The organism is Prauserella endophytica, from assembly GCF_005146945.1.
GTDB lineage: Bacteria > Actinomycetota > Actinomycetes > Mycobacteriales > Pseudonocardiaceae > Prauserella_A > Prauserella_A endophytica.
The window spans coordinates 247,987-261,856 of the sequence record NZ_SWMS01000009.1; the positions used below are offsets into that span (position 1 = coordinate 247,987).

The following is a 13,870-nucleotide window of genomic DNA, read 5'->3' on the forward strand; positions in this document are numbered from 1 at the left end:
AGATGGGCTACAGCATTTCGAGGGGTTCCGGGCGGGTCGGCGGGGGGAAGCGGGTGTCCAGGGCCGAGAGGTCCTCCTGCGTGAGGCGCACCTCGAGGGCCGCCGCGTTCTGCTCCACGTGCTCGCGGGTCGCCGCCTTCGGGATCGCGCACACCCCCGGCTGGTGGAGCACCCACGCGATCGCGATCTGCGCGGGCGTCGCGCCGTGCCGCTCCGCGACCTCGGCGAGCACCCGGTCACGCAACAGCCTGCCCTGCTCGATCGGCGAGTACGCCATCACCGGTACCCCGCGCTCCCGGCACCAGGGCAGCAGGTCGAACTCCGGGCCGCGCCGCGTGAGGTTGTAGAGCACCTGGTCGGTCACCACGTGCTCACCGCACGGCGTCCGCCACGTCTCGCGCAGGTCGTCGCGGTCGAAGTTGCTGACCCCGTAGTGCCGGATCTTGCCGTCCGCGCGGAGCCGTTCCAGCGCCCGCAGCGTCTCCGCCAGCGGGTGCCCGCCGCGCCAGTGCAGCAGGTACAGGTCGAGCCGGTCGGTGCCGAGGCGGCGAAGGCTGCGCTCGCACGCCTCGATCGTGCCGCGCAGGCTCGCGTTGTGCGGCAGGACCTTGCTCACCAGGAACGTCTCGTCGCGGCGGCCCGCGATCGCCTCGGCGACGACCTCCTCGGCCCCGCCGTCGCCGTACATCTCCGCGGTGTCGATGAGGGTGAGGCCGAGGTCGAGGCCCGCTCGCAGGGCCTCGACCTCGGCCTCCCGGTCACGTCCGCGTTCACCCATGTGCCAGGTGCCCTGACCGAGGACGGGCAGCCGGTCGCCGGGGCCGAGCCGGAGATAGCGCATGGCCCCATTGTGGGTCAGGAGCGCTTCACCGCGTCGATCTTGAGCATCCGCGCGATCACCTTGTCGAGCTCGCTGTCGTCGAAGATCTTCTTCCAGTCGTCCTTGACGATCGTCTCGCGCCCGTAGTCCATCGCGATGAGGCACGCGTCGGAGAACGGGTTCGACCCGCGCAGGGTGTTGGTGAGCGCCACCTGCACGTGGCCGAGCAGCATCGCGCGCGCGGCGGACTCGGGGACGCCGACGGTGTGCACCGTCTCGTGCAGGGCCTCGTTGAGCAGCGAGCCCACCATGCAGGCCACCGTCTCCACCAGCGTGGGCTCCAGCACCGCGAGCTGCTTCACGGTCACCCAGTGGACGTCCACCACGGGCGCGTACATCACGCGAATGACGTCGTCGGCGAGCTTGCGCGCGGTCTCGTTGTCCGACTCGAACGCGGCGACCACCTCCTGCGGCGCCGCGATGCCGCCGAACGTGTCTGCGTACTCCTCCTTCGTGGTGCGCTCGAGGAACACCGAAGGGTGGCACGGGTGTGCCACGGCGTACTCGATGTCGTCGCGCTTGTGCAGCAGGCCCGCGTACGCCGCCGCCGGGTCCAGGGTCAGCACGATCGCGCCCGGCTTCAGCTCCGGCACGAGCGCCTCGGAAACCTTGCCCAGCACGACGTCCGGCACTGCGAGGATCACGACGTCGCTCTCGCGCGCGGCCTCGGCCGAGTCGGCGAGCTCGCGATCCTGGCTCCGCAGCAGTTCCTGCCCCTTGGGCGAGTTCTCGCTGTAGAGCACCCGGTAGTCGCTCTTCGCGAGGTTGTTGGAGACGCGCTGGCCCATCTTGCCGCCGGCGCCGACAACGGTGACCGTGGTCATGAGTTGCTCCTTAGGAATTCCACACTGTGCCGCGTCCACTCGTCCTCCAGCCGGCAGGTCGCCTCGAAGTCGTCCTGCAGCGGAAGCCAGTGCTCCACGATCTGGTTGATGTTCTTCTCGGCGGGCTTGACCCGCTCGATCATGGCGCCGTAGTCGAGGCGCCCCTCGCCGAGCCTGCAGCCCGAGAGCGTGAACCCGACCCAGCCCGCCTGCCGGGCGAAGTCGAAGTCCTTGACGTGGAGGTTGGCCACGTGCCGGGCGGTGGTCTCCACGACCTGCCTGGGGTGCTCCAGGTTGGCCACGCAGTTGGCGGGGTCGAGGCAGATGCCGAGGTGGTCACTGCCGACGGCCTCCACCACGTCCACGAGGTCGGCCGAGGCCACCTGCTCGTAGGTCTCCAGCGCGAGCGTCACACCGCGCTCCGCGTAGCCGGGCACGGTTTCGCGCAGCCACTCGGTGGCCTCGGCGAGCGTCGGCCGGTCGGTGGCGGAGTACAGCATGCTGCGCACGAGCGTCACGTCCAGCGCCTCGGCGAGGTCGAGGTAACGCTTCAGGTGCTCCGGCCGCACGCCCCGGGTGCCGAGTTCGAGGGTCACGCCGAGGTCGCGGGCCACCGAGCGCAGTTCCCGCAGCTCCACTGTGGACAGCCGCTCGACCGGGGCGTGGTCGCAGATCTGGAAGACGTCCGCGCCGAGCTCCCTGGTCTGCTCGAGCTGCTGCGCGAGCGTCAGCGGCTTCTCGGCGCGGTCGGAGATGCGCCAGAAGAACGCGTAGGTGCTCAGTCCGATGGCCATCAGGATCCCTTCGCCAGTGTCAGCGCCTCGTCCAGGATCTTCCCCACGGCGGCGGGGTCGTGCGCGAACCGGCCGAGGAACAGGCCGTCGACCGACCTGCCGAGCCGCGACAGCAGGCCCGGCCCGGCGCTGCCGCCGTAGATCACGCGGACGCCGAGGCTGTCCTTGAGCGTGCCGCACACCTCGGCGATGTGCGACTCCGGCGCGGGCTCCTCGGCGCCGATCGCCCAGTGCGGCTCGTAGGCCACCACCACCGGGCCCGCCGAGCCGCCGAGCGCGGACTCCACCTCGGCGACGCACGCTGCGGCGGCGTCCGAGGCGGGCACGCGGCCGGGCTCGCCGACGCACAGCACCGGCACCAGCTCGTTGCGTAGCGCCGCCGCCGTCTTGCGGGCGACGGTCGCGTCGTCCTCGCCGTAGAGGCGTCGCCGTTCGGCGTGGCCCACCTCGGCGTAGGCGCAGCCGAGCTCGCGCAGCAGCGGCCCACCCACCTCGCCGGTGAACGCGCCGCTGTCGTCGGCGCACAGGTCCTGGGCGCCCACCCGCACCGGCGTGCCCGCGAAGATCTCGGCCACCGCCGGGATGCTGGGGAACGAGGGGAGCACGAACAGCTCGGCGTGCCCGCCCTCGATCGCCTCGTGGCCGGCGAGCGCGGCCACGTCCCTGCTCCACGCCAGTGTCCTGGCGTGGGAGAAGTACAGCTTCAGGCTGATGCCAAGGCTCAGCACGAACCCACGCTCTCGTAGTCGGTGAGCACCTGCACCTTCTTGGCTGACGCTGAGTTCTCGTCGAAGGTGTAGGTGAGCCACTCGCGGGCGAGCCTGCGGGCCAGCTCCAGGCCGATCACGCGCTGGCCGAACGTGAGCACCTGAGCGTTGTTGCTCAGCACGGAACGCTCGACGGAGAAGCTGTCGTGCGCGGTGACGGCGCGGATGCCGGGCACCTTGTTGGCCGAGATCGCCACGCCGAGGCCGGTGCCGCACACGAGCAGGGCCCGGTCGGCCTCGCCCTTGGCGATCAGCTCGGCCGCGGTGACCGCGACGGTCGGGTACGGGGTGTGCCCCTCCGCGTCGACTCCCACGTCCACAACGGACTCGACGAGCTCACTCGCCTCCAGGTCCGCCCTCAACGCCTCCTTGTAGTCGAAGCCGGCGTCGTCCGACCCGACCACGATGCGCCACCTCTGAGCCATCCCAGCCATCACACACCTTTCCTCTCGGCGAGCACGCCGTGCACGACGTCGGTGATCAACGCCAGCGACACCGCGCCCGCATCGGGCGTTCCCACGCTCTTCTCGGCGAGCGGCCTGGCCCTGCCGATCTTCGGAACCAGGTCCGCCGTCGCCTTCGCGGCGGCGTCGGCCTGCTCGGCCGCACGGCCCCACGCCTCGGTGAGTCCCCTCGACTCGCCGACCGCTGTCGCGAGCGTCTCGGCGAAGGGCGCCAGCACGTCGACCAGAGTCTTGTCGCCGACCCGCGCCCCGCCGACCCTGAGCACGTTCTCCAGCCCGGCCGCGACGCCCTCGCTCACGGCCGCGGCGGTGGGCTTCTCCTTGTCCCCCAGCGTGTTCGCGATGGACCGGAGCAGCAGGCCCCACAGCGCGCCTGACGTGCCGCCTGCCTTGTCGGCCCACGCGTCGCCCGCGAGCGCGAGCAGCGTGCCCGCACCGGCGCCGAGCCGCAGCGCCTCCCGCGCGGCGTCCACGGCGGCGACCGCGCCGCGCTGCATGCCGATGCCGTGGTCGCCGTCGCCCGCGACCGCGTCGATCCGGCCCAGCTCGTCGGCGTTGCCGTCGATCACCTTGCGTACGGCCTCCAGCGCGGTGAACACCACGCGTGCGGCCTCCCGCGACTCCTCGCTCGCCTCCGGCACGGTCTGCTCGGCCGACTCCACGGCGAGGTCCTCGGGCGCGGGCGGCGCCGGGGTGAGCGAGCCCTTGCGGAACGCGGGCGCGTCGGCGGGGGCCGTCCAGTACCGCTCCAGCTCGTCGTCCAGCCAGAACAGGGTCAGCGAGGCACCGGCGAGGTCGAAGCTCGTGACGAACTCGCCGACCTCGGGGTCCACCACCTCGACGCCCGCCTCGGCGAGCAGCTGCGCCACGCGCCGGTAGACGACGAACAGCTCCTCGTGCTTCACGGTGCCGAGCCCGTTGAGGATCACGCCGGCCCGCTGCCCGCGCACGTCGGTGATGTCGGAGGGCAGGTCGGCGAGCAGTGTCCGCACGAACAGCTCGGCCAGCCCGTCGGCACTCGGCACGTCGGCCTCGCCGATGCCGGGTTCGCCGTGGATGCCCATGCCCACGGCCATCTTCCCCTCGGGGACCGTGAACAGTGGCGCGTCGGCGCCCGGCAGTGTGCAGCCGGAGAACGCGACGCCGAGCGAGCGGGTGCGGTCGTTGGCGCGCTCGGCGACGCGGTACACCTCGTCGAGGTCCAGCCCAGCCTCGGCGGCCGCGGCGGCGGCCTTGAACACGGTGAGGTCGCCCGCGACGCCGCGCCGCTTTGCGGTCTGGTCGGCGGGCGCGCTCGACACGTCGTCGGTGACCGCGAACGCCTTCGTGGGTATGCCCTGCTGGGTCAGGATCTCCGCCGCGTGTCCGAAGTGGAGCACGTCGCCCGCGTAGTTGCCGAACAGCAGCAGCACGCCGCCGCCGCTCTCGGCGGCCCTCGCCACCGAGCACGCCTGCTGCGCGGAGGGCGAGGCGAAGATGTTGCCCGACACCGCGCCGTGGGCGAGACCCTGGCCGACGAGCCCGGTGAACGCCGGGTAGTGGCCGGAGCCGCCGCCGACGAGCACCGCGACCTGCCCCGGCGTCTTGGCCGTGTTGCGGACCACGCCGCCCGGCACGCGCCGGACCCACCGCTGGTGTGCCGCGACGAAGCCGTCGAGCACCTCGCCCGCGAACTCCGCAGGGTCGTTGTACAGCCTGGTCATGCCTTGGTCACCGCTCTCTCGTCGAGGTCACCGGTCTGCGCGCGGCCGCGCTTGGCCAGCGCCACCATCAGCACCGCGGAGAGCACCATCAGCCCGCCGACGACGAACATGGGCACGACGTAGGAGCCCGTGGCGTCGTTGAGGAAGCCGGTGACGTACCCGGCGGCGAACCCGGCGATGTTGCCGAACGTGTTGATGAGCGCGATGCCCACCGCGGCGGCCGCACCGGTGAGGAACTGCGCGGGCACGGTCCAGAAGTTGGGCAGTGCCGCGAAGATGGCGCACGCGGTGATGGTGATGACCACGATCGTCGCCGCGGGCGAGCCCATGAACAGCGCGATCGGGACGCTCACGCCGCCGACGAGCGCGGGCAGCGCGATGTGCCACGTCTGCAGGCCGCGCCTGGTCGCGTCCCGCGACCACAGGTACAGCACGATCGCCGCGGGCACGTACGGGATCGCGGTGATGAGGCCCTTTTCGAGCACCGTGAACGTGGTGCCGAAGCCCTCCTCGAAGCCGCTGATGATCGTCGGCAGGAAGAACGCGAGCGCGTAGAGGCCGTAGATGAAGCCGAAGTAGATGAGCGCGAGCGTCCACACGCGACCGCTGCGCAGCGCGGCCAGGATGCCGCCCTTGTGGGAGGTTGCGCCCGTCTTGTTCTTCGCCTCACCCTCCAGCTCGGCGGTGAGCCAGTCCTTTTCGGCCTGCGTCAGCCATTTCGCGTCGGCGGGCCGGTCGCTCAGGTAGAACCAGGTCGCGATGCCGACGACGATCGCGGGCACCGAGACGCACAGGAACATGAAGCGCCAGCCCTCGAGGCCGAACACGCCATGCTGCTCGATGAGCGCGCCCGCGAGCGGGGCGCCGATGACCGTCGTGAGCGGCTGCGCGAGGTAGAACAGCGCGAGGATCTTGCTCCGGTGCCGCGCCGGCACCCACAGCGACAGGAACAGGATCGCGCCGGGGAAGAACCCGGCCTCGGCGATGCCGAGCAGCAGGCGCAGCGTGTAGAGGCCGCCGACGCTGTCCACCCAGGTGAACAGCAGCGAGACGACGCCCCACGACACCATGATCCGCGCGAGCCACTTGCGGGCGCCGAAGCGGTGCAGTGCGATGTTGCTCGGCACCTCGAGCAGGATGTAACCGATGAAGAAGACCCCGGAGGCGAAGCCGTACTGGGCGGCGGTGAGCCCGAGATCGTCGTTCATCCCGTTCGGGCCCGCGAACGAGATCGCGGTCCGGTCGAGGTAGTTGATGAAGAACATGAGTGCCACGAAGGGCACGAGCCGCACGGCGACCTTTCTGATCGCCGAGCGCTCAACTGGGGACTGCTGGGTGGCGTCCACGTCGACACACTCCTGACACGCGCTGAAGATTGCGGCGATGCTAAGCACGCGTAACCGAAACGGCCCAGTGTCCATGAACGGAGTTGCAGCTATTGGGCCGGTGCGCCCAGCCGTTTCGATCCAGAAGGGGATGCCGGTGAGAATGCGTTCAGTCGACGAGGGGTTCGGCGGCCTTCGTGTCGACGATCAGCTCGGTGACGGCGCCCGCGAGCAGCGCGGCTCGCAGCACCGGGGCCTTGGCCTCGCCGAGCGCGACGCAGAGGCGGCGGGGGATGCGACACAGCGTCTCGATCGGCAGTCCGCTGGAGCGCTGGTTCATCGCGATGTCGGTGCTCGACCCGGTCGCGTGCAGGAACACCGTCCCGAGATCGCCCACCACACCCTGCTCGGTGAGCGAGCGCAGGTCGTCGCGGTCGAGGTAGCCGGCCCGGTAGAGGTGACCGGGGATGCCACCGCCGAGCGCGCCGACGGAGAACAGCGCGACGTCGGCCCGCTGCTGCAGGCGCAGGATGCGCTGGACGCTGTGCTCGGCCCACAGCGCCGCCCGCGTGGCGGCCGAGTCGAAGAACGCGGGCACGGGGAAGTGGTGCACGCGGGCGCCGAGCACCGCGCCGAAACGGTCGAACACCCCCGAGGCGTACTCGGCGCCGGAGGAGAACGTGTTGCCCGACCCGCTCATCTGCACCACCTGCAGGCCGGGGACCACACCGGGGGTGAGGTTGCGGGCGAGCGTTGCGATGGTGATGCCCCACGTGACCGCGATCGTGGTGTCGGGCGAGAGCGTGAGCCGCAGCTTCGCGGCGGCCTGTGTCGCGACGTGCAGCAGCCGCTCGCCCTCGGTCGCCCGCTCCGGCGGCGCGATCACGGTGGCCTCCACGCCGTAGCGGTCGGCGATGAGGCGTTCCAGTGTGCTCGCCGCGCGGCCGCTGCGATGCACGGTGATCTCCACGAGCCCGGCCGTGCGGGCCTCGCCGACGAGGCGGGACACGGTCGCGCGCGAACAGCCGAGCTCCTGCGCGATCGCCTCCATCGTGAGGTGCTCGGTGTAGTACAGCTCCGCCGCCCGCAGCACCGTGGCCCTGCGCGCGGTGTTCATGCGACGTGCTCCGCGATCGCGGTGACCACCACGGCGAACGAGACCGCGCCCGGATCGCGGTGGCCCAGGCTGCGCGCTGCCAGCGGGCGAGCACGACCGAGCCGGGGACTCAGCGATGCCGTCGCCTCGGCTGCCCTCGCGGCGACGGCCGAGGCGTTGACCCACGCCGGGCCGAGCGGCAGCTCGGCGGCAAGGTCGGCCTCCAGGCTCTCGGTGAACGGCAGGAACGCGTCCACCACGGTCTTGTCGCCGACGCGGGCGTTGCCGTAGGCCGTCACGGCGTCGAGCGCGGAGCGGCACGCGGCCTGCACGGCGTTCGCGGGCGGGTCGGTGTCGGAGAGCACCCGCGCGGCCGCGCGCAGGCCCGCGCCCCACAGCGCGCCGGAGGAGCCGCCCGCCCGGTCGCTCCAGGCGTCGGCGGCGAACAGCAACGTCGTGGCCGTGCCGGCCCCGGCTTCGACGGCCCGGCCCGCGGCGGCCGCCGCCGCGCGGGCGCCCCTGGCCATCACGCGCCCGTGGTCGCCGTTGCCCGCCACCGAGTCGAGCTCGCCCAGCTCCGGCTCGGCCTCGGCGAGTGCGGCCGCCGCGGTCTCGAACGCCGCGTGCACCAGCTTGGCGACGCGCCGCGACGCCTCGCTCGACTCCGGGATGGCGCGCTCGGCGACCTCGGGCACGGGCCTCGGCGTGAGTGGAGCGGCCTCGGCGGGGCCCTTGCGGTAGGCGGGGCTCTGCGCGGGCGCGCCCCACAGCGCCTCCAGCTCGTCGTCGAGCCACGTGATCGTGAGCGAAAGACCGGCCATGTCGAGGCTCGTGATCAGCTCGCCGACCTCGGGCTCGACGATCTCGACACCCTCGGCCTCCAGTGTCGGCACGACCTCGTTCCACAGCACGAACAGTTCCTCGTACTTGGTGGCGCCCATGCCGTTGAGCAGCACGGTCGCCCGCCGAGCGCCATCGGGGCGTTCGGCGAGGACCCGCCCGACGAGCAGCCCCGCCAGCTCGCGCGCGCCCAGCAGCGGCTCCTCCGACACCCCCGGCTCTCCGTGGATGCCGAGGCCGACGCCCATCCGGCCGTCGCGCACGGTGAACAGCGGGCCGCGGGAGCCGGGTGGCGTCGGCCCCTCGAAGGCGATGCCGAGCGACACCGTTCCCGCGTTGGTGCGTTCGGCGACGCGGACCACGCCCTCCAGGTCGTATCCGGCCTCGGCCGCGGCGCCGGCGATCTTGACGACCACCAGGTCTCCCGCAGTGCCGCGGCGAAGGGACCGCTCGTCCCGTGGCGCGCTCGCGAGGTCGTCGCTCACCACCACCGAGCGCACCGGGATGCCGTCCTCGGTGAGCTGTGTGCGGGCGGCCTCGAAGTTCAGCACGTCGCCCGCGTAGTTGCCGTAGCTGAGCACCACGCCCGCGCCGGCGTCGGCCGCCGTCGCGACGGCCACCACCTGCTGCGTGGACGGCGAGGAGAACACGTCGCCCACCACGGCGGCGTCGGCGAGACCGGGACCCACCCAGCCCGCGAACGCCGGGTAGTGCCCGCTGCCGCCGCCGACCACCACAGCGACCTTGCCGGGTGTGGCCTGCGTCGCCCTGACGACGCCGCCGGGCACGCGCTGCACGAACCCGGGGAACGCGCGCGCGAACCCGGAGAGCATGTCGCTCGCGAAGTCGGAGGGGTCGTTGAAGATCTTGGTCATGGAGCCCTTTCGTGCGGATCCGCTACAGCGGCGGGGTGAGGTCGACGAGCCAGCGGCCGCCCGTCTCACTCACGCTGAGGTCGTAGGAGAACGGGCCGCCGTCCTGACGGGTGCCGCTCACGGTCGCCACGCGGGGGGCGGTGACGTCCGGCCGCAGGGAGACGCTCAGTCCCGTGGTGCCGCGCAGTTCGTCGACGTAGGTCTGGGCGAAGTCGGCGGCCTGCTCGCCCGGCTCGCCCAGCAGCAGGCCGAACTCGTCGGCGTCCCGCTCGGTCAGCGCGCGTTCGAGCCGGTCGCGCAGCTCGGCGGGCGAGGCGGCGCCGGTCTCGGGCTCGCGCGAGATCAACACGGTGACCACCAAGATCCACACCACGACGATCGCGACGACGCCCGTGACAAGCGTGTTCCTGCGCATGTCCGAACGGTATCTCACGGCGGTTCCAGTGCGGGCACCTCGCGAAGCGGCCCTTGCCCTAGCCGAGCAGCGCTACCTCGGCGCGGCCCCGGCCGCCGTGCACGCGATCTGCCCGGTGGCCACAGTGGACAGCCGGCCCGGCGATACGGAGAGCGTCACCACCACGCGGCCCACGCTGCCCGCCGTCACCGTGAACGGCGCGGCCTCGGGCGCTACCCCGGTGCCGGGCCCGCGTGCTCGTTCCTCTTTCCGTCGGGCCGGCCGCGAGCATCGCGAGGGTGTCCGCATAGGACAGCGGCGGTCCGTCGCGCACCACAGGGAACGGCTTGCCCTCCGGAGGAGGCACGGCGTCACGGTCGCGTCCTGCGCCGCCGCGCCGGTTGCCGTACCCGGTGTGGCCGCACCGGTCTACTCCTGAGCGCTCGCCCGCTCGCGATGCTTGCCGAGGGTGAAGAGGTGGTAGGTCACCGGCCCGGCGGCGGGCAGACCGAAGATCGAGAGCACGACCGCGAGGAACTCGGTGACCCCTTCCGGCAGCACGAGCCCGAACAGGTGCACGAGCCCGCCGACGATGCCCAGGTACGCCACCGCGCCGAGTGCCGTCGTGCCGACGCAGACGAGGATCAGCCGCGCCATCTCCGCGAGCTTGCCGTCGCGGATCCGGCCGGGCAGCACGCGGAGGCCGACCGCGATGGCCATGCCCGTCAGGCCGCCCACCGCGATCCCGGTGACCGAGACGGGGATCAGCACCGCGGAGTCGTCGGCCGGCAGTCCCGAGTCCCGCGCCAGTGTGCCGAGCCCGAACGCGCCCGCACCGGCGCCGCCGATCATGAGCACGAGCAGGAAGACCACCCAGCTGGCGCCGAGTACCTTGTTGCTCTCTTGCTCCGGAGCCGGGGTCCTAGCGGATTTCCGTTCGTCAGGGCCGGAGTTCGACCAGGCTGCCGAGGCCCGAGAGTTCGATGACCCGCCTGCTGGCGGAGCCGAAGGGCGCCATGATCTGGCACTCCGTCTGCAGCAGCCGGAGCCGTTCCACGAGCGCGAACAGGATGCGCAGGCCCGCGCTGTCGAGATAGGTGACGCCAGCGAGGTCCAGCCGCACGGTCACCAGGTGGTTGGTGATCGCGGCGAAGATGTCGTCCTGGATGACCTCGCAGTTGGAGAGGTCCACCTCGCCGGTGATCGCGATCTCGACCGTGCCGGTGTCGGGGGACAGTACCTCGATGTTCGCCGTCGTCATGCTGGATCTCCGCCGGTGACGTTCTTGCGGATGTGCACGAGGGTTCCTCCCGGTCCGTGTTCGAACCTGAGGTCGTCGCTGAGCTGGCGCATGAGCTCCGTTCCCTTCCCCCGATGGGTGCCGCGGGGTGACCGCCAGTGGCCGGTGTCGCCCACGGTGGCGATCACCTCCCCTTCCCTCGCCTCGAAGCGCAGCGAAAGCGTGCCGCCGAGCGGGCCGTACGCGTGCTCGATGACGTTGGAGCACGCCTCGCCGACCACCACCAGCATGTCCCCGACCTCGTCCGGCGACGCGCCCGCCGACGGCAGCCAGCGGCGCAGGGTCGCGCGCACGTCGGCGAGCACCTCGGGGACCGCGTCCAGGTCGAAGCTGATCTCACGCAGCTCCTCGGCCTCCTGTCTGCGCAGGGCGAGTACGGCGATGTCGTCGTCGGTGGGGCTCGTGCCGACGAGCCGCGACATCACGCGCGAGCACAACTGCTCGGTCGGACCCGTGGTGACTGCCTCGCACAGGAGCCGCAGCCCGTCGTCGAGCGTGCGGTTCCGCCGCTCCACGAGGCCGTCGGTGTAGAACAGCACCGTCGCGCCCTGCGGGACGTCGATCGTGCCGCTGCGGCGCTGAACGGGGGCCGTGCCGATGCCGATCGGCGGATCGATCGGCAGGTCGATCAGTTCCCCCCGCTCGCCCGGCAGCGCCAGCACCGGCGCGAGATGCCCGGCGAGCGAAAGGTGCAGCCTGCTGAGCGAAGGCTCCCACATCGCGTACGCCATCGTCACCATCGTCTGTGGCTCGAAGTGGCGCATGTGCCGGTCGAGCCGGGCGAGCACCTCGGTGGGGCTGTCCGAATCCAGCGCGTACGAGCGGGTGGCCGTGCGCACCCTGGTCATCACGGTCGCCGCGGGCAGCCCACGTCCGACCACATCGCCGACCGTGACGCACAGCCAGCCCGAGGGCAGGGTGAAGACGTCGTACCAGTCACCGCTGACGCCGCTCTCCTCGCCGGGCGCGTACCTCGCGGAGAGCTGCAGGCCGGGGATGGTGGGCAGCCGGGCCGGAAGGAGCGTGCGCTGAAGCGCGGACGCCGCGGCTCGCTCGCCGCGCGTGAGCCCGGTCCGGGTCGCCAGCGCCAGCCGGTCGCCCGCTACCTGCAGGATCTCGACGTCCTCCTCGGTGAACGGCGTCGAGTCGAGCGTGCCGACGTGCAGCACGCCGAGCATTTCGCCACCGGCGAGCAGCGGGACACCGGCGAGCGAGCGGATGCCCTTCTCCCACAGTAGCGGGTTGACCACCGTCGTCGGGTCGACCTGCTGGATCACCAGTGGCTTACGGGAGGCCGCGATGTGCCCGGCGAAGCCCTCCCCGATCGGGATCCGGACGCCCTGGCGCACCTCCTCCTCGATGCCGGAGGACGCGGAGGCCACCAGATGCTCACCGCCGCTGTCGAGCAGCAGCACGGTGGCGGTGTCGGCATCGAGGAGGTCTCGCGTGCGTTTGAGCAGCTCAGGCAGGAGCTGCTCCAGATCGAGATGGGCGAGGGTGCTGTCCGTGACCGCCTCGATGCGGCGGAGCCGGCTCTCCGCGTTGCCCCCGGAATCGACCGACCTCGGCATGAGGAGGAGCATAACGTCGGCCATGCCGTGCGGCAGCGCCCGACTTGTTGGCCAGGGCGAACGGCCATCACAGCCCAGGACGCTCCTCGGCCAGCAGCGGCTCGAACAGGTCGCCGTACTCCTCGACGCGCTCCAGCACCTCGTCGGCGGTGAACACGAGGTCTGCCGCGGTCTCGCACTCGGCGACCTCGTCCCACAGCAGCGGGGTCGACACGGTCGGTGACGGCCGCGCGCGCAGCGAGTACGGCGCCACGGTGGTCTTCTTCGTGTTGTTCTGGCTCCAGTCGATGAACACCTTGTGCGGCCGCAGGTTCTTCGCCATGCGTGACACCACCAGCTCGGGCATGGCCTGCTCGAGCCGCTCGGCGAGCTGCTTGGCGTACTCGCTGGTCCGCTCCGCCGAGCGCACGCGCACCGGCGCGTACAGCTGCATGCCCTTGGAGCCGCTGGTCTTGGGGTGCGCCTCGATGCCGTCCTCGGCGAGCTCGTCCCGAAGCCGCAGCGCGACCTCGCAGCACTCCACGATCGTCGCGGGCTCGCCGGGGTCGAGGTCGAACACGAGCAGGTCCGGTTTGCGCCTCGCACCCCGCGGTCCCACGGTCCACTGTGGAATGTGCAGTTCGAGGCTCGCGAGGTTGGCCACCCACATGAGCGTGGGCAGGTCCTGGATCAGCGCGTAGTCGGCCTTGTCGGAGCCACGGGAGCTGCCGGGCGTCTCGATGCACACCGTGCGCACCCAGTCCGGCGCATGCCGGGAGACGTCCTTCTCGAAGAACGACTTGCCCTCCACGCCGTTGGGGTAGCGCTTGAGCGTCAGCGGCCGGTCCTTGACGTGCGGCAGCAGCACCGGGGCGACGCGGGCGTAGTAGTCGAGCACCTCGCCCTTGGTGAAGCCGACGTGCGGGTAGAGGATCTTGTCCAGATTGGACACCCGCATGCGGCGGCCGTCCACCTCCACGAGCGGGCTGGTCACTAGTGCACCCTCTTCCGTGCGGGCCCCTGGATGGGGCTTGTGGTAGGAACTAGGCGGAAGTCGG

At 71.7% G+C, this 13,870-nt stretch carries 15 protein-coding genes; 1 reads left to right on the plus strand and 14 read right to left on the minus strand.

Translation table 11 applies throughout. The features are described 5' to 3' along the window. Nucleotides 1-7 precede the first annotated feature (7 nt). From FCN18_RS18575 to FCN18_RS18620, 10 genes are all read right to left on the minus strand, one after another. Entirely contained in the window at nucleotides 8-841 is an 834-nt protein-coding gene (locus tag FCN18_RS18575) for an aldo/keto reductase (protein WP_112264778.1), read from the minus strand. A 14-nt stretch (nucleotides 842-855) separates the two neighbouring features. Further along, nucleotides 856-1,704 (minus strand): phosphogluconate dehydrogenase C-terminal domain-containing protein, encoded by an 849-nt coding sequence (locus FCN18_RS18580; protein ID WP_137095702.1) that lies wholly within the window; start codon nucleotides 1,702-1,704, stop codon nucleotides 856-858. Continuing rightward, entirely contained in the window at nucleotides 1,701-2,498 is a 798-nt protein-coding gene (locus FCN18_RS18585; protein WP_137095703.1) for a sugar phosphate isomerase/epimerase family protein, read from the minus strand. Before FCN18_RS18585 ends, FCN18_RS18580 begins: the two co-directional genes overlap by 4 nt. Beyond that, nucleotides 2,498-3,226 (minus strand): triose-phosphate isomerase family protein, encoded by a 729-nt coding sequence (locus FCN18_RS18590; protein ID WP_137095704.1) that lies wholly within the window; start codon nucleotides 3,224-3,226, stop codon nucleotides 2,498-2,500. The genes FCN18_RS18585 and FCN18_RS18590 overlap by 1 nt, the downstream gene beginning before the upstream one ends. Beyond that, a complete protein-coding gene (locus tag FCN18_RS18595; RefSeq protein WP_137095705.1) occupies nucleotides 3,220-3,690 on the minus strand; it encodes a ribose-5-phosphate isomerase in 471 nt (156 codons plus the stop codon). The genes FCN18_RS18590 and FCN18_RS18595 overlap by 7 nt, the downstream gene beginning before the upstream one ends. Before the next feature lie 8 nt (nucleotides 3,691-3,698). Then, complete coding sequence (locus FCN18_RS18600; protein ID WP_112264768.1) at nucleotides 3,699-5,432, minus strand: dihydroxyacetone kinase family protein; 1,734 nt, start codon at nucleotides 5,430-5,432, stop codon at nucleotides 3,699-3,701. After that, nucleotides 5,429-6,778, minus strand: coding sequence for an MFS transporter (locus tag FCN18_RS18605; RefSeq protein WP_112264766.1), 1,350 nt, complete (start codon nucleotides 6,776-6,778; stop codon nucleotides 5,429-5,431). Before FCN18_RS18605 ends, FCN18_RS18600 begins: the two co-directional genes overlap by 4 nt. 148 nt (nucleotides 6,779-6,926) lie before the next feature. Continuing rightward, the gene (locus FCN18_RS18610) at nucleotides 6,927-7,874 is read right to left on the minus strand and encodes a sugar-binding transcriptional regulator (protein WP_137095706.1); all 948 of its coding nucleotides are present in this window, start codon (nucleotides 7,872-7,874) and stop codon (nucleotides 6,927-6,929) included. Then, nucleotides 7,871-9,568: a dihydroxyacetone kinase family protein gene (locus FCN18_RS18615; protein WP_137095707.1), complete on the minus strand. Its 1,698-nt coding sequence runs from the start codon at nucleotides 9,566-9,568 to the stop codon at nucleotides 7,871-7,873. The genes FCN18_RS18610 and FCN18_RS18615 overlap by 4 nt, the downstream gene beginning before the upstream one ends. 22 nt (nucleotides 9,569-9,590) lie before the next feature. Continuing rightward, nucleotides 9,591-9,983 carry a hypothetical protein gene (locus tag FCN18_RS18620; protein ID WP_112264760.1) on the minus strand — a complete coding sequence of 131 codons (393 nt, stop codon included), beginning with the start codon at nucleotides 9,981-9,983 and terminating at the stop codon, nucleotides 9,591-9,593. Between FCN18_RS18620 and FCN18_RS18625 the strand changes: the two genes are divergently transcribed. Beyond that, complete coding sequence (locus FCN18_RS18625; RefSeq protein WP_137095708.1) at nucleotides 9,982-10,401, plus strand: hypothetical protein; 420 nt, start codon at nucleotides 9,982-9,984, stop codon at nucleotides 10,399-10,401. The two genes, FCN18_RS18620 and FCN18_RS18625, sit on opposite strands and share 2 nt — an antisense overlap. Here FCN18_RS18625 and FCN18_RS18630 read toward each other — a convergent pair. The 4 genes from FCN18_RS18630 to ligD form a co-directional block, all read right to left on the minus strand. Beyond that, nucleotides 10,392-10,835 (minus strand): hypothetical protein, encoded by a 444-nt coding sequence (locus FCN18_RS18630; RefSeq protein WP_112264758.1) that lies wholly within the window; start codon nucleotides 10,833-10,835, stop codon nucleotides 10,392-10,394. The two genes, FCN18_RS18625 and FCN18_RS18630, sit on opposite strands and share 10 nt — an antisense overlap. Nucleotides 10,836-10,902: 67 nt before the next feature. After that, nucleotides 10,903-11,223, minus strand: coding sequence for an STAS domain-containing protein (locus tag FCN18_RS18635; RefSeq protein WP_112264756.1), 321 nt, complete (start codon nucleotides 11,221-11,223; stop codon nucleotides 10,903-10,905). Next, on the minus strand, nucleotides 11,220-12,833 hold the full coding sequence (locus FCN18_RS18640; RefSeq protein ID WP_112266579.1) for an ATP-binding SpoIIE family protein phosphatase: 1,614 nt from the start codon (nucleotides 12,831-12,833) through the stop codon (nucleotides 11,220-11,222). Before FCN18_RS18640 ends, FCN18_RS18635 begins: the two co-directional genes overlap by 4 nt. A 67-nt stretch (nucleotides 12,834-12,900) precedes the next feature. After that, on the minus strand, nucleotides 12,901-13,806 hold the full coding sequence (gene ligD / locus FCN18_RS18645) for a non-homologous end-joining DNA ligase (RefSeq protein ID WP_112264754.1): 906 nt from the start codon (nucleotides 13,804-13,806) through the stop codon (nucleotides 12,901-12,903). Between the last annotated feature and the right edge of the window lie 64 nt (nucleotides 13,807-13,870).